At 69.7% G+C, this 19,237-nt stretch carries 18 protein-coding genes; 7 read left to right on the plus strand and 11 right to left on the minus strand.

Annotation, left to right across the window (positions count from 1 at the left end; genetic code table 11):
- Nucleotides 1-35: 35 nt before the first annotated feature.
- From C4V41_RS54735 to C4V41_RS54750, 4 genes are all read left to right on the plus strand, one after another.
- Nucleotides 36-1,210, plus strand: a protein-coding gene (locus C4V41_RS54735; protein ID WP_407670161.1) for an IS3 family transposase whose coding sequence is annotated in 2 segments (ribosomal slippage) — nucleotides 36-291 and nucleotides 291-1,210 — 1,176 coding nt in all. Because the reading frame shifts where the segments join, the coding sequence is not laid out codon by codon here.
- A gap of 33 nt (nucleotides 1,211-1,243) precedes the next feature.
- Nucleotides 1,244-1,753 carry a hypothetical protein gene (locus C4V41_RS54740; RefSeq protein WP_103964010.1) on the plus strand — a complete coding sequence of 170 codons (510 nt, stop codon included), beginning with the start codon at nucleotides 1,244-1,246 and terminating at the stop codon, nucleotides 1,751-1,753.
- 628 nt (nucleotides 1,754-2,381) lie between these two features.
- Nucleotides 2,382-2,843 (plus strand): LppU/SCO3897 family protein, encoded by a 462-nt coding sequence (locus C4V41_RS54745; RefSeq protein WP_456093869.1) that lies wholly within the window; start codon nucleotides 2,382-2,384, stop codon nucleotides 2,841-2,843.
- Entirely contained in the window at nucleotides 2,840-3,643 is an 804-nt protein-coding gene (locus tag C4V41_RS54750; protein WP_103964012.1) for a zeta toxin family protein, read from the plus strand. The genes C4V41_RS54745 and C4V41_RS54750 overlap by 4 nt, the downstream gene beginning before the upstream one ends.
- A gap of 4 nt (nucleotides 3,644-3,647) precedes the next feature.
- Here C4V41_RS54750 and C4V41_RS54755 read toward each other — a convergent pair whose 3' ends face one another.
- The 5 genes from C4V41_RS54755 to C4V41_RS54780 form a co-directional block, all read right to left on the minus strand.
- Entirely contained in the window at nucleotides 3,648-4,727 is a 1,080-nt protein-coding gene (locus C4V41_RS54755; protein WP_103964013.1) for a hypothetical protein, read from the minus strand.
- Nucleotides 4,724-8,695, minus strand: coding sequence for a zeta toxin family protein (locus tag C4V41_RS61370; RefSeq protein WP_146104185.1), 3,972 nt, complete (start codon nucleotides 8,693-8,695; stop codon nucleotides 4,724-4,726). Before C4V41_RS61370 ends, C4V41_RS54755 begins: the two co-directional genes overlap by 4 nt.
- A 45-nt stretch (nucleotides 8,696-8,740) precedes the next feature.
- Entirely contained in the window at nucleotides 8,741-8,995 is a 255-nt protein-coding gene (locus C4V41_RS54770; protein WP_146104186.1) for a hypothetical protein, read from the minus strand.
- A gap of 53 nt (nucleotides 8,996-9,048) precedes the next feature.
- Complete coding sequence (locus C4V41_RS54775; protein ID WP_103964017.1) at nucleotides 9,049-9,459, minus strand: YbaB/EbfC family nucleoid-associated protein; 411 nt, start codon at nucleotides 9,457-9,459, stop codon at nucleotides 9,049-9,051.
- A 333-nt stretch (nucleotides 9,460-9,792) separates the two neighbouring features.
- A complete protein-coding gene (locus tag C4V41_RS54780) occupies nucleotides 9,793-10,119 on the minus strand; it encodes a hypothetical protein (RefSeq protein ID WP_103964018.1) in 327 nt (108 codons plus the stop codon).
- Nucleotides 10,120-10,543: 424 nt separating this feature from the next.
- On the opposite strand from C4V41_RS54780, the gene C4V41_RS62510 reads away from it, so the two are divergent.
- From C4V41_RS62510 to C4V41_RS54790, 3 genes are all read left to right on the plus strand, one after another.
- Nucleotides 10,544-10,711, plus strand: a complete 168-nt coding sequence (locus C4V41_RS62510) for a hypothetical protein (protein WP_160150727.1) — start codon at nucleotides 10,544-10,546, stop codon at nucleotides 10,709-10,711.
- Between the two features lie 39 nt (nucleotides 10,712-10,750).
- The gene (locus C4V41_RS54785) at nucleotides 10,751-11,023 is read left to right on the plus strand and encodes a hypothetical protein (protein WP_103964019.1); all 273 of its coding nucleotides are present in this window, start codon (nucleotides 10,751-10,753) and stop codon (nucleotides 11,021-11,023) included.
- Nucleotides 11,024-11,116: 93 nt separating this feature from the next.
- Entirely contained in the window at nucleotides 11,117-12,067 is a 951-nt protein-coding gene (locus C4V41_RS54790; RefSeq protein ID WP_103964020.1) for an ERCC4 domain-containing protein, read from the plus strand.
- Between the two features lie 205 nt (nucleotides 12,068-12,272).
- Here C4V41_RS54790 and C4V41_RS54795 read toward each other — a convergent pair whose 3' ends face one another.
- The 6 genes from C4V41_RS54795 to C4V41_RS54820 all read right to left on the minus strand — a co-directional run bounded on the left by C4V41_RS54795 (nucleotide 12,273) and on the right by C4V41_RS54820 (nucleotide 19,237).
- On the minus strand, nucleotides 12,273-13,334 hold the full coding sequence (locus tag C4V41_RS54795) for a Glu/Leu/Phe/Val dehydrogenase dimerization domain-containing protein (RefSeq protein ID WP_103964021.1): 1,062 nt from the start codon (nucleotides 13,332-13,334) through the stop codon (nucleotides 12,273-12,275).
- Nucleotides 13,335-13,450: 116 nt separating this feature from the next.
- On the minus strand, nucleotides 13,451-14,200 hold the full coding sequence (locus C4V41_RS54800; RefSeq protein ID WP_103964022.1) for a ZIP family metal transporter: 750 nt from the start codon (nucleotides 14,198-14,200) through the stop codon (nucleotides 13,451-13,453).
- 135 nt (nucleotides 14,201-14,335) lie between these two features.
- A complete protein-coding gene (locus tag C4V41_RS54805; protein ID WP_146104187.1) occupies nucleotides 14,336-14,926 on the minus strand; it encodes a hypothetical protein in 591 nt (196 codons plus the stop codon).
- A 113-nt stretch (nucleotides 14,927-15,039) separates the two neighbouring features.
- Nucleotides 15,040-15,486, minus strand: coding sequence for a hypothetical protein (locus C4V41_RS54810; RefSeq protein ID WP_235030981.1), 447 nt, complete (start codon nucleotides 15,484-15,486; stop codon nucleotides 15,040-15,042).
- 165 nt (nucleotides 15,487-15,651) lie between these two features.
- The gene (locus tag C4V41_RS54815; RefSeq protein WP_103964025.1) at nucleotides 15,652-17,985 is read right to left on the minus strand and encodes an ExeM/NucH family extracellular endonuclease; all 2,334 of its coding nucleotides are present in this window, start codon (nucleotides 17,983-17,985) and stop codon (nucleotides 15,652-15,654) included.
- Between the two features lie 67 nt (nucleotides 17,986-18,052).
- Complete coding sequence (locus C4V41_RS54820) at nucleotides 18,053-19,237, minus strand: FAD-dependent oxidoreductase (protein ID WP_103964026.1); 1,185 nt, start codon at nucleotides 19,235-19,237, stop codon at nucleotides 18,053-18,055.

Raw genomic sequence — 19,237 nt, forward strand, 5'->3', positions numbered from 1 at the left:
ACATAAGCTGACTGAAGTCTGGAAGAGGTAGGTACGTGACGAGGCGTCGTAGGCGGTTCTCGCCGGAGTTCAAGGAAGAAGCCATCCGCATGGTGCTGGAGGGCGATCGGACGGTCGCGTCGGTGGCGCGGGAGTTCGACATCAACGCCAGCACCCTGGGCAGCTGGGTGAACCGGCATCGGATTGTGAGCGCTCAGGAGGAACCGCGGCCGGTCTCCGGGCCGGACCGGGCCAGGATCCGGGAGTTGGAGCGAGAGAACGCCGAGCTGCGCGAGAAGTTGATCTTCCTGAAAAAAGCAGCCGCCTTCTTCGCGGCCGAAACTCGATGACGCTCGCCATGTACGAGCTCATCGACGCGGAGAAGGCCGACCACAAGATCGCCCGGATGTGCGCCTGGCTGGGCGTGTCCCGCTCGGGCTATTACGAATGGCGCGAGCGGCCGGCCTCGGCTACCACGCAACGCCGCACCCTGCTGGCCGCGCTGGTTGCCGAGATCTTCGCCGACTCGCACGAGACCTACGGTTACCGGCGCGTGCACGCCGCCCTGGGCCGTCGCGGCGAGCACTGCTCGACCGAGCTGGTCCGCGCCCTGATGCGCGAGCAGGGCCTCCTGCCGGCCCAGGTCCGGGCGTTCCGGCCCGCCACCACCGTCCAGGGCGACTTTCGCGGCATTCCCGACCTGGTCGGCCGCGACTTCACCGCTGAGCGGCCGGGCACCAAGCTCGTCGGCGATATCACCTATGTCCGCACCTGGGAGGGCTTCCTCTACCTGGCCACGGTGATCGACTGCCACAGCAAGGCGGTGCTGGGCTGGGCGATGGCCGATCACTACCGCACCGATCTGATCAAGGACGCGATCCGGATGGCCGCCGGCACCGGCCTGCTCCAGCCCGGCGCCGTGTTCCACACCGACCGCGGCTCGAACTACACCTCAGATGAGTTCGGCCGCTACCTGACCGGCCTGAACATCCGCCGCTCGGTCGGCCGCACCGGCGTCTGCTGGGACAACGCGATGGCCGAGTCGTTCTTCAGCGCGATCAAGAACGAATGGCTGCACCGCTTCGTCTTCACCACCCGAGCCAAGGCGAGACGGCAGGTCATCCGCTACATCGAAGGGTTCTACAACCGCCGGCGCCTGCACTCGGCGCTCGGCTACCGGCCGCCCCTGGAGGTACTCAACGAATTCCTCTCAACTCGAACAGCCGCATAGGCTACGCCCATAGGACGGCTGTCCGGAATCACCGTGGCCCCTCACGCCCATGCCTTCATTGAGGCGCCCGCCACGCCCTCCTACGACAGAGCACACATCGAGAATGGGCCATGGCGCTACTCGAAATACAAGATTCTGCTTTTCCTGCTCACCAAGGACGGCGTGCGCCAGTTGACCCAGCATCTCGACTTCCTGAAGGCCACCACCCGCAGCCGGGCACGCACCAACTACCGCTACGACGCGTTCACCTCCGTCCAGGTGGCCGAGACCGACAGCGGAGAGAACGTTTTCGAGCTGACGCTGACCAACGGCGATCCAATCAAGGTCAAGGTGACCGACCCACCCACAGACGTCACCGAGACCGAGGACAAGGACCCGCAAGGCGCGTCCCAGCGGACTCTCAATACGGCCGGGCTCGGCAACGCCCTGCACGTCCTGGAGGGGGTAGCCGCGGAGGGCAAGGAATGGATCGCCTTCGAACGCCAACGTGAGAAGCTTCCCCTCGCGGAGGTGAGCAAGGCTGTGAACGCCATCTTCACCTGATGAACCAAGCCGGATCGGTGACTTCCGATGATCGCTCATTCTCCAGGCGCGAGCTGAGGCTCGACGGACGGTGGCCGGGTGGCCAATCTGCGCGACGTCGTTGAGGCGTTGATCCGCCGCCTGCATTCTGGTCTCGTAAACCGGCCCGTCACGGTGCCATGGCTCGGACAGGTCGATGGTGACGCCGATGCCGATTCTGTGCAGCAGGTCATGGAAGTACGTAGTCGCTGTTCTGCATTCAGCCCTACAGATCGTCCGGCTCGCTGCTCTTGGATCCGCCGGACCTCGTCAGTTTTCGGCTGGGGGCGCTGTCGAAGCTGACGTGCACCGAGCGTGCCAAGCGAGGACCGCTCGATCAGCTCCTCGAACGGCTCATCAGCCGTGCTGTTCACGAGAGCCGATTTTCTCCCCCCATCCGACAGTGGCGATCAAGAGCGGGCGAGCGGGATGGATCCGGCGTGTCGGTCGAGCGCACTTCGCCGGACGCTTCGGCGATTTCGTAAATGAGCGGAAGCGTCCGGGCGGCTGGTTAGGCTGCCGTGCCATGATGGGCGCCTCGAGTGATCGCCACCGTCCTGTCGCCCGCCTCCCGGCGGGCCTCGCCTGTACGCTCCTGATCTTGACGGCCGTGGCCTGCGCCGCGGAGGATGATCCGAGCAATGCCCAGGTCGGCTCCTGCCTCGAAGCGCTCGGTAAGGGCGGCAAGACTCTCCGGGAGGACTTCCACATCGTCGGGTGCACCACCCCGCAGGCGGCCTACAAGGTGATCAAGAAGGCGAACCGCTGCGACGACGTCACCAACGGATACCTCGTGATGTCCAGCCGCCGGACACGCAGCCAGCTCTGCCTGACGCTCAACGCGAAGAAGGGTGACTGCTTCTACCAGGAGATCGGCTTTCCCACCGGCAAGGCGTCCAAGGTGACCTGCGGGCCCTCGGCCACCTACCGGGTGACCAAGGTGTCGGAGGGTGCCGCCGACGCCTCGATCTGCGGCAAGGACGTTCCCAACTGGACCAAGACGCCTGACGAGCTGCCGCGCGCCATCGTCTACCGCCACCCCGCGCTCACGCTCTGCGCCGACCGGCCATGACCTCAGCCCGACCGACCAACTGGGACGAGGCGCTCGGCTTCGAGTCGGCTCTGGACATCATCGGCAGCCTCATGGCGTGGTGCACCGCCCGGGACCGGGCCGCGCCGGCCGACGCGTCGTGGCGTGCGTTGCGTGGCCAGTATCGGAGGGAGTTCACCGGCCTCGACCCGGCGGACCACGTGGCCGTGGCCAGGGCCGTCAGGGCGCATGGCGCTCGACTGGCGGAGCTGGGCGGTTCGGTCGAGGTCGTCGCCCGGCCATCGCCGGACACCTACCGGCTCTCCTCGGGTGAGCACGCCCGCGTGTTCGCGGAGACGATCGTCCCGGAGGCGCTGGACGTCGCGGCGCCCAGCCCGGCGCCGGTCGTCATGATCGTGGCGGGGGAGCAAGGCTCCGGCAGGACGACGCGGGCCCGCCAGATAGCGCGGGACCGGCCCGCGCCCGGCGGCTGGGAGGTGATCGATCCCGAGATGTACCTCGCCTATCACCCCTACAGCTGGGATCTCGTGCTCCACGACGATGCCGCCGCTGGGGACCGGGTGATGGCCGACGCCCTGGGATGGTGCGTCCTGGCCGTCGAGCGGGCCATCGCCCGCCGGGCGGACGTCATTCTCGAGGCTGGGGCGGACCGGGATGGTGAGGTGGACGCGTACGCGGCGATCTTCCGGGCCGCCGGCTATCGCGTCGAGGTGGAGATGACGGCGGTTCCCGAGGCGGTCGCGAGGCTTCGCCTGTTGATCCGCTACCACTGCCGCCACGGGAACTGGGAGGTGTTGGAGTCGCCCTCGCCGATCCGGTGACGGCTCACGTCGTGCGATACAGTGCCGCCCTGGCGCGGAACCAGCTCACGGTGTCCAGTGACGGCGGCCGGTTGCCCGCGTCGCCCAGATGGGCGAGGAAGTCCGCGGACGGGGCCAGCGCGTGCTCACGCAGGTAGTAGGCGACGGCTTCCGACCAGATCCAGACGCCGTCCGTACGGACGCTCCAGGGAACGACGCTACGGCGGGATCGGTTCACGGCGTCGTCGCGGAGGATCGGATTGTCGCGGATGGTCGCCGCCGACGTGAGGTAATCCAGGAGACGGTCACGCCGGGCCGGGTCGGTCACGAGCGGGTGATCGGTGTGGAAGCGGGGGCCCGCCTCGCCGTCCACGGCGTCGTACACGCTCGCCCGATGAAAGCTGTGCGGCGGGACGGGGGCCCACAACAGCGACGACCGCGCCCGGGCTGCCCGCTGGTAGGCCGGTGGGCTCGATGCGGCGGTGTAGACCTCGACCTGCGGATCGGCCTCGCCCTGCTCGCTCAGCGCGATCTGCGCGCCGAGCGCGAGCAGGCTTGGATCGGTGCCCGCAGCGACCTCCGCGAGGTAGACGCGCTTGGCGCGAGGCCCCGGGGGACCGCTGGGCGGGAACCGCCAGGCCCGCCACAGCGCGAGAACCCCCGGCCGGTCGGCGACCAAGCCGATCAGGGCCAGATCCCGCTCGTCGAGCAGGCCGTCCGCGAGCGCCAGATCCCCCGCGTCGGTGAGGTCCAAGCAGCGGCCGATCCGCTCCCGGTGAGCACGCAGCACGGGCAGCGGCGCCGGGGCGAACTCCCACTCCGGAGCGGGGTCGCCGCTCTGCCGCCGCACCCGGGAGAGCCGGGCGTGATCGGCCCCCGCGCTGTTCAGCAGGCCCGTCAGCAGGTCGGCGTCGGGGCCGGTCAGGGAGACGTCGCGCTCGACGACTGCCATGGCCATCGACGCGGCCAGGCCACGCAGGTCCTCGGCCACGAGCCGGTCCCTGGCCTCGGCGATCAGGCCGTCGGGGACCCGCCCGGCCAGCCGCAGCAGCAGCGTGTGACAGTCGGCCACCAGGCTCGGGAACCGGTACGGGGGCTGGCTCATCGTGGTTCCTGCCTCCCCTGACGAGCGGTGGGATCCATGCTAGTGAGGCGGTCGTACAGCTCAGCCACGTCCGCGAAAGCGCCGAACAGCCCCGGTGACGCCACCTCGACACCGCGGACGATCTCGTAGATCGAATGGTCCTCCGTCGGCAGCATCCAGCCGAGCAGCGCGTGGGTGAAGTGTTCCTCGGTGACGCCCTCGGGCTGGATCCAGCGGAAGATGGAGTGCAGGCGCGTGGCGGTGCCGGAGATCCCGGCGATGACGGGGAAACCCGCTTCGGTGGAGACCGTCGTGTACCAGGGGTGGTCGGTGTGCATGCCGTACCGCGCCGTGCCCAGCACCCAGCTCATCGGGTCCCGCGCGTCGCGCCCGGGATCGTCGTCCGGCCGGGCGAGAAGGTCCGACCAGGGGTCCTCGATGGCCGGGTCGTCCTGGACGTTGCGGACCTCGGCGGACGGGGCAGGCTCCGGAGGCGCGCCGGACGGTTGCGGTGGCTCGGGCGGGCGCCGCGCGGCGGCCAGTTCGAGCGCGTGCAGCGGCATGTCGCGGTCCAGGAAGTCCTGCGGTGTCCGCTGGAAGGCGTCGAGTTCCTCGACCGTACGTGACCACCTCGCGGCCTGGCTCTCCTTGAACTCCGCCACGGTGGCGGCCGCGTCCGGCGAATGCGTGCCCATGGTGGCGATCTTGAAGATCTCCCTGGAGTTGGCCAGCGGGCGCTCCAGGAGGGGGCGCAACCGGGAGACGTCGAGGCCGGCGCGGGTGGCCGTCTCCGTCCAGTCGGGCCGTGTGCGCAGCTCGTACAGGGTTTCCTTGAGGGTGAGAGCGTCCTGGCTGAAGAACGCGGCGTTGTAGAGCGCGGTCATCAGCATGCGCAGGTTGCCGTCCCGGCGCAGGCCGGTCAGCGAGATCCGGTCGCGGCCGACCTGGCCGGGGCTGGTGGGGTCGTCCTTGAAGAACGCCTGCTCGGTGCGGGCCGCCGGCGTTCCCGGATGGAGCTCCTGATGGAGCGCAGTGAGAACGTCGTACAGCCTGGCCACCGTCCGCTCGGCGGCGGTGCGGGCGGCGGGATCGTGGTACAGCGCCTCTCCGAGCCTGCGCTCGAACGCCAGCGAGGTCTCCGTCGGGCCGGGAGGTGTCAGCCACGGCGCCGCCATGCCCTCGACCGCGTCCGCCTCGCGGGCCAGGTGGTCATAGGTCGCGGCGCCATCGGGGTGCTCGGCGCGCTGCCGGTCCAGCGTGGCGCGCAACCGCTCGACCCGGCGGGTGAAGTCCGTCCGTTCGGCCGGGGTCCACGGACGCTCCCGCTCGGCCCGCAGGGCCTGCTGGGCGCCCGTCCGTCCAAGCCACGCGCCGTCGGGTCCGCGCCGGTTGGAGAAGATCGTCTCACCGGTACGCAGCCGGATGTGCAACGCGTTGACGATCGCCGGTGGGTCGTCGGACTCCAGCATGCCCACGGTCTTCTCCGACCCGGCGAACCGGCTGTCGTGCGCCGCCGCGGGCACGAACCGGCCGGCGCCCTGGGTGACCTTCTCACTCAGGTAGCGGGTGAGCACCGAGAGCCGGCTCTGCGCCCCGGCGGCCGCCACGAACTCAGTCTCCACCCGGTAACCGCGGTCCTGGAAGCTCCTGATGAACTCGCCGGCCTCCCGTGGGTCGCCCAGCGTGGCCTCCACGATCACGTTGTAGCCCTTCGCGATGACGTGCTCGAACGCCATCGTCTGCCACTGCTTCGCGATCGGCTGGATGAGGTTGTTCGTCGCCACGTCGTTCCAGGCCAGCAGCCGCTTGTACGCGGGGTGGAAGTCCTTGAACTCGTCGACGATCAGCCGGATGGCGCCCCCGTGGTTCTGGTACTCGTCGTGGAGGCGGCGGATCGTGGTGGACTTGCCCGCGCCCGGCTGGCCCCCGACGACGATCATCGTCGGGGCGGGGGAGCGCATGGCATCGGACAGCTTCTCCCGGACGATCCGGCGCTCGAAGATATCCCGTAACTCCTCGTCGGTGAGCCGGTGGTCGACGGGGGGCTCCGGAGGGGTCTGCGCTGGTCGCGGCGACGGGTTCGTAGCCGGGCGAGAAAGCGGGGGAGGGGCGCCGCTCAGGGCCTGCACGAGCTCCGCTTGGGAGGGTACGAGCTCGCCGCCGCGGCGCAGGGTTCCCGATGCCGACGGCTGAGGCTCGGGGACGGCCTGTGCTGTACGGGCGTTCAGATCGCCGGGAGCTCCAGGGGAGACCGGGTTCGCGGCGGTGGGCGGGGATGGCGTGGCGAAGGGCTGACCACCGGCGGCTGCTTGCGGCGCCCCCGCGACAGGTCCCGAAGCGACCCCGCCGCCGCCCCCGCCTGTCCCGCCTGTTCCGCCTGCCCCGGCGCCGGCGGCGACCGGGGCCGCGCTGGTGGGAGCGCTTGCCGGAGTGGTGGGGGAGCCGGTCGTGACCGGGGTTCCCGGAGCCGCAGGAGCGGCGTTGGCCGTGTGATCGGCTGCGACGGGTGGAACGTTCGCAGCCAGGCCGGGAGCAGCGGCGGCGGCTGCGGGCGGCGCGCTCGCCGCTCCCGGACCGGCCGCGGCTCCCGGACCGGCTGGCGCTCCCGGACCGGCCGCGGCTCCCGGACCGGTCGGCGTCGTGGGCGCGGGGACGCCCGTGCCGGGGCTCGGTGGCGCGTTCGTGGCCAGGTCGGTCGGGGTGACAGATGTGGCCGAGGCAGCCCCGGTGGTCGGACCGGAGACGGAGTCGGTGCCGCTGCGGCCCGCGTCCGTGGCCGAGGCCGTCGTGTGCGCGGTCTCCAAGGCGCTGTGAGGGTTGGCGATCGCGCTGAGGACGTCGACGCTGAACGGGCTGATCGTGTTCGTACGACCGGCGCCCGCCGCCATCCCGCCCAGCACCCCCTCCACCGAGGGCAGCTCCCATTTGCCGTACACCAGGCCGTTGGCCGCCACCCCCGCCGGCACCGACACCGCTCCGTTGGTGAGAGCGCCCCCCAGGGCACGGCCCGGATAGCGACGCAGGGCGTTGAGGATGCCGGGCGCGTCCCGGGCGGCCGCGTTCAGGGCCTTGATCCCCGGCACATTGCTCACGAACCTGGACATCGGCCCAGCGAGCCTGGAAGCGAGCACGGCGCCGCCGGCATCGCCGAGCATGGTGGCCAGCGTCCGCTTGCCGTCCCACCCCTCGCGGGTGCCCAGGTCACGCTGACGGGCCTGGGCGTAGCCGTCGATCACCAAGCCCTCGGCGACCTCCTCCGGCACCTCCCGGAGCGCGTGGCTGGTGACCGCGCGGGCCAGCAGCGCCTTGCCCTGTCCCAGGCCGCTCAGCCGGGCCGTGTTCACCGCCGCCGCTCTGGGGGCGATCGTCCCGGCGAAGCGGGCGCTCGCCGCGCCGTTCAGCCGTTCGAAGACCTGGTCAAGGAACCTGCGCAGTTCCCTGGCGTACGGCCCGAGCAGCGGGGTGGTGGCGCCTGCGCTGAAGAACGTGGCCAGTGCCGCCACGGTGGCCGCCGACAGCGTCACCCAGAAGCCGGCGTTGATGGACAACTTGGCGTACTGCGTCTCACGGGCGTAGTTGTCGTGCTGCACCGCGTACGTGTGCGCGACCTGCGCCAGCGCCCCCAGCCCCGACTCGCCGGAGCCGAACCGCTCGACGTCCGTACGGAAGGCGTCGGCCGCCGTCCCCTGCCAGCCTTCCAGGATCCTGGCCCCCGCGGGCCCGCACGCCTTCGCGGCGGTCGCCGAGCACCGTGCCAGGTCCTCGAAGGCCACCGCCAGCGCGGCCTGGCCGCTCTCGCTGCCTTCGGGCCACATCTGCCCGGACGAGATCAGCGCGGTCAGGATGTCGGCCAGCGGCGGCAGGCTCTCGCCCCAAGCCTTGGTCACGTCGGTGCCGAACCCGTCACTGCCGATCGTGTCGCCCTGGCTCGCGGGCGTGCCGGTGACGGGGGAGCTGACGTTGCGGCCCGGACCGGTCTCTACGGCCATGCCCGCCCCGGTTCACCCCCGCGCCGATGGGCTGTGGTCAACTTGTCAGACCCTCCTGTCGAACGACGCGGCCTCCGCCTCCGCCGAACCGTCGACGCTCTGACGTACCGCTGTGCCGCTGTCGGACATCCGGGCCGCCTGGGCGCGCGCCCAGGCGATCACCAGGTTGGGGCCATCGCCCTCCGTGTACGCCCTGCGGAACTCCCTGCCCGCCGAGTCGTCCCCCCACGGAGTCGCGGCGTGCAGCCGTTCGATGCGGGCCACGGCCTCGGCGACCGCGTCGTCGAGGCCGGCGGCCATGGCATCCCAGTGTGCCAACCCTTTCTCGACCAGCCGGCGGTCGATCCTGAGCGTCACAACGCGTCCCGGTCGCCGCGCATGCGCTCGCCCAGCTCCCACAGCCCCGAGTCGAGATCCCCTTCGAGCTCCGCTCGCATTTGGTCCGCCGGGACCAGCGGCTCGAAGATCGCGATGACCTCCTCCTGCGCCCTGGCCGCCGCCCGGTGTGCGGTCTCGGTGATGAGCAGGGCGATGGCCTGCGAATCGGACCGCCGCAGGACTCGGGGGTCGAGATCGAGACGGATCAGCTCCCCGCGTGCCCCCACGGTCACCGTGACCAGCCCGTCGGGCGAGCGCTCGGTCACGCGCACCGCTCGGGCTCTGTCGTGCAGGGCCCGCGACTCGCTCTGCAGGCGTACGAAGTTCTCGCGCAGCTCCTCGGCATAGGCCCGCAGCGCGTCCGCTTCCAGGGGCGGCAAAGCCATCACCCCCTTGTCACGACATGAACGGATCTTGCCGCGAACCTAACGCGAAGGGTACGAGTGCCGAACCGTTTCACGAATCTTAGAAATGTCCTCCGCCGCGGCCTGCTCCGGTGGGGTTTCGGCGTCGATCAGGTGCTGCCGGTTGGCGGGCACCCCCCGGGAGCCCGATCAGCGGGATCTGGCCGTTGACGCGATCCTGCTCTTCGTGCCGCTGCTGGAGCTCTTCCGGGGGCCCGATCATGATGCCGTTGATCCCGATCGCCGTACACCTCGAACAACCGCTTGTAGTCGCTGGGAAGTCGCAATCCGAGCGATTGCTCGATCCTCGGCCAGTCATAGGTGCGGCCGCTGTTCCGCGGCTCTCCGATGATCGTCGCCAATTGCGCCAGCGTGTCTCGCGGCCCCTCCTCGGCAGAGCACCGGGCTCGACGCCCGGGGGAACAGCACGCGCGTACGCGGCACCGCGGACAGCGACAGCACCGGCAGATCCAGCCGCCCGTCGAGCCACCGGTCGAGAAACCCCGAGGCGTCGTACGGCAGCCGCTGCCGCCCCAGCCCGCTGGCATCCAGCGGCACCACCGGCCTCTTCGGATAGAGCTGTGCGATGCGCAGGTCGTTCCGGCCGGAGACGAAGACGCTTGCGGTGGTGTGGGTCAGCATCAGGCCCTCCTTGTCGTCCCCGGACGAGGTTCTTTGCGACAGAACTGTCGCGCATGGTCGGCGTGATGTGCCGGTGCTACCTTGACCAGGATGTGCAGGACGGTCAGGGTGCATCGGTCAGCACAGTACGGGCGAGGCCCGCGGCCTCCTGCGGGGTCAGTTTCGTGCCACGCAGGAACGCCTCGGCGTGCGCGACCTCCCCCGCCAGTTTGAGCTCCTCGGCGATGCGCAGCCGTTAGCTCTGGCGGTGGGCCGCCTCGGTGCAGTCGCCCTTTGATCTCGGCGAGTGTGGACAGTGGTGACATGGTCTGCAATTCACCCCCACTCGTCGGAGGCCAGGAGGTCGAGGTCCTGCGCCCGGGAGTCCGGGCAGTTGCAGTACACGCTCTCCACCGGCGCCAGCGTGAGATCGAGGCCGCTGTCCATGAAGCGGTTCGACTGGATCAGTATCGTGCCGGCGACCGCCGACCGCGACCACCTGCTGTCCATCACCGCAGGCGGTCGCCAGGCCATCGGCCTCAGCATGGACATCAGCAACAGGGACTATTTCCATTACGCCCGCGACGGGCGCCTGGCGACCTCATTCAGGTAGTTACGCTTCGGCGACGACCCGTACGCGCTCGATCATCTGATGGACGGGCTGCGCTTCCAGATCAGCGCGGACGATGTCTTCGACGATCGCGTCGACCGGGAGGAGAGCGTCAGCTCGGTCCTGGTCCTGATCGAGCGCTTCACGGGAACCGACCCGCCGCCGACTGGTTCGAGGCGCGGCACTCCTGCATCCGGCCTGCCTCCTGACGGCTCACGCTCAGCCCGTGCGGCATGTCGCCAGGCTGTCGGCCCAGGCAACGCCAGCGGTGAACCCCTGCTTTCGTTGGCGGCGTACGACACCGTGTTCATATGAGGGCGGCCGCCGCCCGCAATGTGAGCCCGCCCCCAGCGGTCGAGTCCGCTCGCGTTCTCAGCCGTTCATGCGATCGTGAGAGAGACTGGCAGCATGCGTGAGCTGGTCATCGTCCGGAATCCGGATCAGCAGTCCCGGCTGCCCTACTTGATTCGGCTGCCTCTTGGGGAGGGGCTGTTTCTGCGGGCGGGTGGCACCTGGCCGCGGGAGAAGGCGATCTACTGTCATCCGGTCGGGGCGGAGGAGTGGCCGGTCGAGCCGGAGGTGGTTGAGCGGGTTACGGTTCGCTCGTGTGTGCGGCGGGGTGCGGCGATCGATCTGGTGCTGGACCGGGCGCGGGAGAACCGGTCGCAGATCGTCTTCACCAAGGCTCGCGGTCGGGATGTGATCTTTTGGCAGACGGCTCGGGTGCGCAAGCAGGCTCGCCCGCAGGTGACCACCCCCACCGCTCGCGCGTCCGGGGTCGCGGCTCTGCCGGTCGTCGTGGACAGCGGGGAGCGGTACGCCTACAAGTTTCCTCGGCAGCAGGTTGAGCTGGTCAGGCGGCGGTTGCCGTGCGGTGATTATGGCGTCGAGGTCGCTGGGGCGCTGTACGCGGCGGTGGAGCGTAAGAGCTTGGCCGACCTGGTGGGATCTCTGCTCAACAGTCGGCTGAAGTACCAGTTGACCGAGTTGGCCGCTCTTCCGCACGCTGCGGTGGTGGTGGAGGAGCGCTATAGCCAGGTGTTCAAGCTGGAACATGTACGCCCGGCGGTGGTCGCCGATGGGATAGCCGAGTTGCAGGTGGCTTTTCCCGGCGTGCCGATCGTGTTCTGCGAGAGTCGGCAGCTTGCCGAGGAGTGGACCTACCGATTCCTGGCCGCCGCCTATGCCGCCGGGGATCATTCAGCCGAGGCGGCGCCGATCGTAGACGAGCCCGCGACGATGCCGGAGCCCAGTACGGCCGAGGTTCGGGCCTGGGCTCGTGAGCATGGTCTGGAGGTGCCGGCCAAAGGGCGGCTTCGGCCGGAGGTCTGGCAGGCGTATCGGCTCGCCCATTCGTAGATCAGCCGGGCCAGGTCCGATGGGGCTCGACGTACGGCGAGAACTCACGACTGGATTTGGCGGGTGATGGTGGTGTCGTTCGCCTGCAGGAACGCCTTGCTGAGATGAGCGCCAACCGCCTGTCCTCCTAGAGGGGCGGCATCGAACATCCTGGTGCCGTTGAAGATCAGGTGGTGGCGCAATCTATAGCAGCAGCGAACGACATTCACCGCCCCGGTTCGGGGGCGAGGGGTGGGCCGTCGGAGAGGTCGGCCGGGTCTCGCCAGGTGGCGAGGAACTGTTCCGCCACGGCGGACGCGCCCGAGAACGGGCCACCTGGATGCTCCAGTGCCGTTTCGGTGAGCTGGCTGACCCGCTCTTCCACCAGGTCCCGTGCCGAGTCGGCGTCGGGGACCTGGCCGGCGCGTTCGCCGAGGTAGCCGATCGTGGCGCCGGCGCCGCAGACGAAGTCCGCCAGCGTCACTACGCCTCGCTCGGCAAGGGTGCGCAGGCCGGTCGCGGTGTAGGGCACGTTCGCCGCCGGGGCGATCACGCGGGCGTGCACCCGAGCGGCGCGATCGGCGGTCAGGGTGCCGGTTCGCGCGCCGGGTACCAGGACGTCGGCGGTCACCTCGTACAGAGTCTCGGCGGGTTGCACCGGCAGGCCGAGCAGGGTCACGCAGGCGTCGCCGTGTTCGGCGCGCAGTTCTTCGAGTGCGGTGACGTCCAGTCCGGCAGGGTCGGCCACGCACCCGTACAGGGTCGAGAGGGCGACGATGCGCGCGCCCCGCCGCGCGGCCTCCCGTACGACGGCGCCGCCCACCTTGCCGAATCCCTCCACCGCGAGCGTCCGCCCGGCCAGGCCGCCGAGCGCGGTTTCCGCGGCGACGACCACGCCCAGGCCCGTCACCATGGTGTCCACCAGTTCGCCGCCGACCTCCTGGTGCATCACCGCGTCGGTACGGTAGCCGGGCAGCAGGGCGAAGTCCTGCGTACGCGTGCCCAGGTCCGAGGCCGTGAGGAAACTGCTCTTCTCGACCATTGGGGCGATCTCCTGGCAGTAACGGGCCAGGGTGGCCTCCCGGTTCTCGGGCTCGGCCCGCAGCACCGCCTTGGCGCCGCCGATCTGCTCGCCGAGGACGGCCAGCTTGTACGTCATCGCCCGCGCCAGCAGCCCGGCCTCGCCGGGGGTGACGTCAGGGGCGAGCCGGGTGCCGCCCGCGCTCGTCGGGCAATCCAGGTCGAAGGCGATGTATCCGTCCACCGAGGCCAGTTCCACGATCCTCATGCGCGCTCCTCATGTCGTCCGGGCGATGGCCACGCCTTCCGACCAATCTCGACGCGAATCGGTTTCATGTCCACTGCCGGAGAGCGGATGGATCACCTCCAGTGCTGGGGGCATGATCAACCGCCGGCCTTCGACACCGCGAACGCGAGCAGGAACCCGACCAGCGTGATGAGGCCCGTCATCAGGTGCGAGTTCTCGAACGCCTCGGGGATCATGGTGTCGGCGATCATGGTGAGGATCGCTCCGCCGGCCAGCGCGATGATGCCCGCCAGCACGGCCGCCGGCGCCTGCCCCAGGAGCGCGTACCCGGCCAACGACGACAGCCCGCTGACCACGGCGATGCCGCTCCACAACCCGAACACGTACGTCTTGGACCGCCCGGCGCGACGCATACCGGCCGCGCTGGACAGGCCCTCGGGTACGTTGCTGATGAACACCGCCGCCACGGTCACCATGCTCACCGAGCCCCCGCCGAGCAGGCTCGCTCCGATCACCAGCGACTCCGGCACCCCGTCGAGCACCGCGCCCAGCGCGATCGCCGTCCCGGAACCCTCCTCCTGCGACGGCTGCCTGTCGCCGGAGCGCTTGCGGTGCCTGGCGCCGCGGCGGGCCAGCAGCATGTTGCAGACGGTGTAGAGGACCGCGCCGGACACGGCCCCCACCACTGTGGGCGCCAGTCCCGCGCGTTCGTGCGCCTCATCGATCAGCTCGAACGACACCGCGGACATCAGCACCCCGGCCCCGAACGCCATCACCGACGAGATCAGCCATTGCGGCATCCGAACCGTGTAGCCGGGCAGCGCTCCGAGCACGAGCGCGAACCCGGCCAGCAGCCCCCACCCACCTGCCTGCAACCACTCCGGCATGATCGGCGTCTGCCCTCCCGCCGCCCTTCCCAAACCGGGAGCCATTCCCCGCAAGTGGGGGAACTCTGGCCACCACGCCGAGATGGAGACGACCAAGGCATTCGGTTATGACAAGGGCACGTCCCCGGCTATCGGTTATGGGGTGATGTGGTGATCCATGAACCGGTGTATTTGCAGAGGCGTGCGGATCTCGACGGCGTGCGGAGGGATCTCTGCCTCTCGGTACGTGTGCGCTGAGGCGGGGTAGCTGGAACGGCGGAGGCCGCGGGGGTGTGCCTCGGCGGTGTCCACGTGCCACACATATGCGCGCAGGGATAGCGAATCGACGAGCCACAGTTGGTAGTCGTCGCGGTGTTCGGCCAGGTGGGTGATGTAGCGGGCGAGGACGGTCCGCGCGGCTGTTTCGGCCGTGTGGGCGTGGGTGATGCCTTCGGTGTGCTCGCTGGGAGCTGGGTGCCAGCCTTTGGCGTGCTGGTCGGTGTATTCGATGAGGAAGGCGAATCGCTCGGTGATCTCTGGTAGGCCGAGGTTTTCGGCTGCCCGTGCCGATAGCTGAGCCCAGTCGGCGATGGTGGTGTAGAGCGCCGCCTGTTGTTGGTTCTGCGGGGTGTCGTCGTTGTGAGTGGCGTTCTCGTCCAGGTCGGGCATATTGAGCATGGCTGCTACCTGGTAAAGCCGACGGGGAGAGATCAGGCGGTTCCAAGCGTCGGTGAGATCGTTCGTCACGGCCTTCAGTCTGGAGGGTCGTCAAACGATCGGTCAGGAGAAGGCCAAAAGATCTTCCAATGGTTCACGGGGTCCCGGCGGGACCCCGTGACAAGCTGCGCATATCGCCCCTGTCATGCGGCGTTGAGGGCCTCGGTGATCTTGCGGGCCATGTCGGTGACGGTGGGGCTGGGTTGGGTGTGGGCGGCTGCGTCGATGGCGACGATGACGGTGCTGCGGAAGTTGTCCGCCTCTGCCCGGTCCTGCTGCTTGAGCAGGGCCATGGAGGCGGTGAGGGCAGGCAGGACCTGGTCGGCGAGTTCGGCGACGGTCTTGCCGTACTTGATGCCCTTGGGTGCCTTGGCGAGCACGTGTCCGATCGCGCCGGTGGCGGAGGTGAGGGCGATGGAGCCGTGGGTGGCGACCTTGTGGGCCGAGCCGGCGGCGCCGGCGGCGCTCATCAGGGAGATGGCGCCCCAGGCGGCGGTGCGGAGGGTGAGCTGGTCCTGGTCGTTGAGGGTGATCGACATGATCGTGTGCTCCTTGATTCCATGGAACGGACGCTTCGTCGTTCCGTTCATGGGCTCTACGATCGCCGACCCCTCTGATACCGGGCTGTCGCCGTCCTGACGCGGCCCCTGACACGGGCACCGCATGGCCCGCCGTGCGTACCCGCCGCCACATCTGGGAGGACGAGCCCAGAACGTCCTGGCCGCGGCGGGGTGACCGCCGCGGCCAGGCGGGTGTCAGAGGTTCAGGCCCAGCAGGAGCGGGTCGTGGTCGGAGGAGCGGAAGGCGTCGGGCGCGTACAGGTAGGACGGGTTGTATTCGGTGTTGTAGTCCATGAACCGGCCCTCGTCCGCGTTGACGTGCCAGATCGTGGCGCTGGTCACCAGGTTGCGCGCGCCGCTGTCGGCCAGCATGTGGTCGAGCTCGCCGGACAGGCTGTCGAACACGTAGCTGTAGCGGTCATTCTCCTCGACGTACTTCTTGCTCAGGCTGGTCAGCCCGGCGGCCTCGAAGGTGTCGATCGGGTCCTCTTCGCTGTAGGCGTTGATGTCGCCGAGGACGATCGCGTTCTTCAGCTTGAGGTCGCCGATCAGGCTCAGTACGGCCTTGGCCTGCTTGACGCGCTTGGCGTTGTAGCAGCTCTGTCCGTCACCCTGGTCGGCGTCCGCGCCGGTGGCCGGGCCGTCGGCGTCGGTGCAGCCCTTGGACTTGAAGTGGTTCACCAGCACCGTGAACGTCGCCCCGGTTCCGTTGGCCTTGCCGAACGTCTGCACCAGCGGCGGGCGGTTGAAGATCGGGTCGGACGACGAGCGCGCCGGGCCGACCGGGGTGACCTTGGCCGGCTGGTAGATCAGCGCGGTCTGGATGAGGTCGGTGCCCGGGTTCGGGTGGGTGATCGCCTTGTACGTGCCCGCGCCCGCCTTGGCGTTCAGCGCGTTGACCAGGGCGTTGAGCGCCACGTCGTTGTTGCGCTCGACCTCCATCAGGCCGGCGACGGCGGGGTTCAGCGTGGTGATGTTGGAGACCAGCTTGGCGAGCTGCCGGTCGCGCTCGGCGGCGTTGGTGGCGCCGCGGGAGCCGAGCGTGGTGAACCAGTTGAGCGTGTTGAGGCTGGCCACCTGTACGTTGCCGCCGACCCGTACCGGCTGGTTGCGGCGCGGGTTCTCGGCGCGGAAGACCACCGGCTTGGCCGGCTGGAGGCGGTAGAAGTCGAAGCCGTACGTGAGCACGCCGGTCAGGTTCGACACCTCGTCGCCGAGGCGGACGCTGTTCGAGCCCTCGGTGTGATGCGGCAGCGTGGCCGGGTTCTGTACGGTCGAGCCGTCGTCGAGCAGGATCCTGCGGCGCGCGTCCAGGTCGGTGTCCACGCCCGCGCGGTCGGTCGGCTGCCACAGCCTGCCGTTCGCGGCGAGCGTGATCTCGCCGAAGCGGGCCAGGTTGTAGGTCTCGGAGACGGCCAGGTCGTCCTCGAACGTGACGGACATGTTCTCGTAGCGCTCGAAGGTGACGCCCTTGGCGAGCGGCAGGTCCAGCCTGGTCGGCCGGATCGTGCCGGTGCCGCAGACGTTCACCGCGGTGGCCGGCGAGATCTCGGTCAGACCGTTGTACTCGATCGCCTTGCCGGAGACGCGCACCCGCTCACCGGGCTTGACCTGCGAGGACGAGTACACGAACAGGCCCTCCGACGTCGCCGGGTCGGCGTCGGGCGTGGTGGCCTGGAGGTAGAAGCCGCCGAGTCCGCCGGAGCCCTGGAAGGAGCCGGTCACGACGCCCTCGACCCGTACGTTCTGGCCGGCGACCGGGCTGGCCTCGCCGCTGCCCTGCACCTCGGAGATCTGGTGCGTGGGCGCGGTGTCGCAGGTCTCGGTCGGGCTGGGGGTCGGCGTGGGCGTCGGGGTCGAGCCGCCGCCGCAGGGCGCGGGGGTGGTGGCGGTGTTGCGCGGTGCCGGGGCCGCCGTCGCGAAGTCGGCGCCGTTGTCGTCGGTGTCGGCGCAGCCGCCGCTCTTGCGGAGGCCGGCGGTGGCGTTGGTGAGCGCGGGGGCGGCGGTGCCCTCGAAGAAGTTCGCGGTGCCGTACCCGACCAGGTCGGAAAGCTGGGCGAGCTGGGCGTCGGTGCAGGGGGTGGAGGAGCCGTTGCAGGCCAGGCCCTCGGCCGACTTGACCAGCGCCACCTTGCCCGCGGTGCCGCTCATGTTGATCGAGCCGGCACTGTCAGGCGTGGGCAGCGCCCCGCTGGGCGTGGAGCCCGCGGCGAGCTGCAACAGGTGGTACTGGCCCGGCGCCAGCGTGCCGGAGAGCGCGGCCTTGTTGGCGGCGAAGTTCCCGGTGCCGGCGGCGCTGGTGTACTGCACCGACCAGCCGTCTAACGACACCGGGGCGCCGCTGCGGTTGAACAGCTCGACATAGTCATTGGTAAGGGGGGCACCGGAGTTGCCGCCTCCGCCGTAGACCTGGCTGATGACCACGGTTCCAGGGGTCGCGGCCATTGAGGGGGCGGAGAGGGCGGCGATGGAGCCGACGAGGACGCCGGCCGCGGCGAGGATCGCCGCGGCCCGGGGCTTAGCTTGCATGTCGGGGAGCGTAAACCGACATACGTGGAAAACGCTGTATTGAACGTGGACATGTCGTGAAATTTCACTACGCGGCGATGTGTTCCGGGCGCGCGCCCATGCCGATGAAGCGGCCCATGAGGTGACGCAGCGGCGGCAGTGCCCGGAACGCGGTGAATATCGGGGGTACGTGCTGCGTCGTGTCGTCGCCCAAGTTCTTGGGATAGAGATCACGCAGGATCCCGAGCTGGAAGGCCTGGGTCACCCTCGTCGCGCGCTCCCTGCGCGACTGCACCCGTACCAGATCGGCTTCCGCGGGAACGTCGCCGCGAGCGAGAACGGGCCCCAGCAGGTTGGCGGTGGCCACCGCGTCCTGCACCGCCAGGTTGATGCCGACGCCGCCCGCGGGCGACATGGCGTGGGCGGCGTCACCGATGCACAGCAGCCCCGGCCGATGCCACTGGCGCAACCGGTCGACCCGTACGGTCAGGTGGTGCACCGCGTCCCAGTCGTCGAGCTGCCGGACGCGATCGCGCAGGGCGGGCGCCAGGCTCGCCACCCGTTCCTGGAGCGCAGGCAGCCCGGCCGCCTTGAGCTCGGCGAAGGCGTCCGCCGGGATCGCGTAGGCGAGCTGCCAGTAATCACCGCGGTCAATGGAGATCAACGCCCCCTTGCCGCCCTGGAAGAAGGGCACCCGATCCTCTGCCCGGCGGGGCAGGCGGAACCACAGCACGTCCATGGGCGGCGAGTCGCTCGCGGGCGCCAGGCCCGCCCGCGCCCGTACGGTGGAGTGGCGGCCGTCCGCGCCGATCACCAGATCCGCCCGCACCTCCACGCCACCGTCGGTGATGACACCGGCCACCCGTCCTCCCTCGGTGATCAACTCTGTCGCCTCGGTACGACGCAGGAGGCGGAAGGAGGGGTAGGCCGCGGCCTTGCCGGCCAGGAAGTCCAGTACGTCCCACTGCGGCATGAACGCGATGTACGGGCAGCGCACCTTCAACCGGCTGAAATCGGCGAAGGTGACGTCCTTGCCGCCCATGTTGACCGTGACCTCGGGCATCTTGGTGTGCGGAAGGCGGAGAAACTCCTCGATCCACCCCAGCTCGGCGATCAGCTCTAAGGTCGAGGGGTGGACGGTGTCGCCACGGAAGTCCCTGAGGAAGTCCGCGTGCTTCTCCAGCACGACCACCTCGACGCCCTGGCGCGCCAGCAGCAGCCCGGCCATCATCCCCGCCGGGCCTCCGCCGACGACGCAGCACTGTGTACGCAT

It is taken from the genome of Nonomuraea solani, from assembly GCF_900108335.1.
In the GTDB taxonomy this organism is placed as follows: domain Bacteria; phylum Actinomycetota; class Actinomycetes; order Streptosporangiales; family Streptosporangiaceae; genus Nonomuraea; species Nonomuraea solani.

What these genes read in the sequence shown, in the direction of transcription:
- C4V41_RS54750 (WP_103964012.1), top strand. Translation starts at nt 2,840, where the DNA reads ATGACCTCAGCCCGACCGACCAACTGGGACGAGGCGCTCGGCTTCGAG.
- C4V41_RS54755 (WP_103964013.1), bottom strand. Translation starts at nt 4,727, where the DNA reads ATGAGCCAGCCCCCGTACCGGTTCCCGAGCCTGGTGGCCGACTGTCAC.
- C4V41_RS61370 (WP_146104185.1), bottom strand. Translation starts at nt 8,695, where the DNA reads ATGGCCGTAGAGACCGGTCCGGGCCGCAACGTCAGCTCCCCCGTCACC.
- C4V41_RS54770 (WP_146104186.1), bottom strand. Translation starts at nt 8,995, where the DNA reads ATGGCCGCCGGCCTCGACGACGCGGTCGCCGAGGCCGTGGCCCGCATC.
- C4V41_RS54775 (WP_103964017.1), bottom strand. Translation starts at nt 9,459, where the DNA reads ATGGCTTTGCCGCCCCTGGAAGCGGACGCGCTGCGGGCCTATGCCGAG.
- C4V41_RS54780 (WP_103964018.1), bottom strand. Translation starts at nt 10,119, where the DNA reads ATGCTGACCCACACCACCGCAAGCGTCTTCGTCTCCGGCCGGAACGAC.
- C4V41_RS62510 (WP_160150727.1), top strand. Translation starts at nt 10,544, where the DNA reads ATGAAGCGGTTCGACTGGATCAGTATCGTGCCGGCGACCGCCGACCGC.
- C4V41_RS54785 (WP_103964019.1), top strand. Translation starts at nt 10,751, where the DNA reads ATGGACGGGCTGCGCTTCCAGATCAGCGCGGACGATGTCTTCGACGAT.
- C4V41_RS54790 (WP_103964020.1), top strand. Translation starts at nt 11,117, where the DNA reads ATGCGTGAGCTGGTCATCGTCCGGAATCCGGATCAGCAGTCCCGGCTG.
- C4V41_RS54795 (WP_103964021.1), bottom strand. Translation starts at nt 13,334, where the DNA reads ATGAGGATCGTGGAACTGGCCTCGGTGGACGGATACATCGCCTTCGAC.
- C4V41_RS54800 (WP_103964022.1), bottom strand. Translation starts at nt 14,200, where the DNA reads ATGCCGGAGTGGTTGCAGGCAGGTGGGTGGGGGCTGCTGGCCGGGTTC.
- C4V41_RS54810 (WP_235030981.1), bottom strand. Translation starts at nt 15,486, where the DNA reads ATGAACGGAACGACGAAGCGTCCGTTCCATGGAATCAAGGAGCACACG.
- C4V41_RS54815 (WP_103964025.1), bottom strand. Translation starts at nt 17,985, where the DNA reads ATGCAAGCTAAGCCCCGGGCCGCGGCGATCCTCGCCGCGGCCGGCGTC.
- C4V41_RS54820 (WP_103964026.1), bottom strand. Translation starts at nt 19,237, where the DNA reads ATGCGTACACAGTGCTGCGTCGTCGGCGGAGGCCCGGCGGGGATGATG.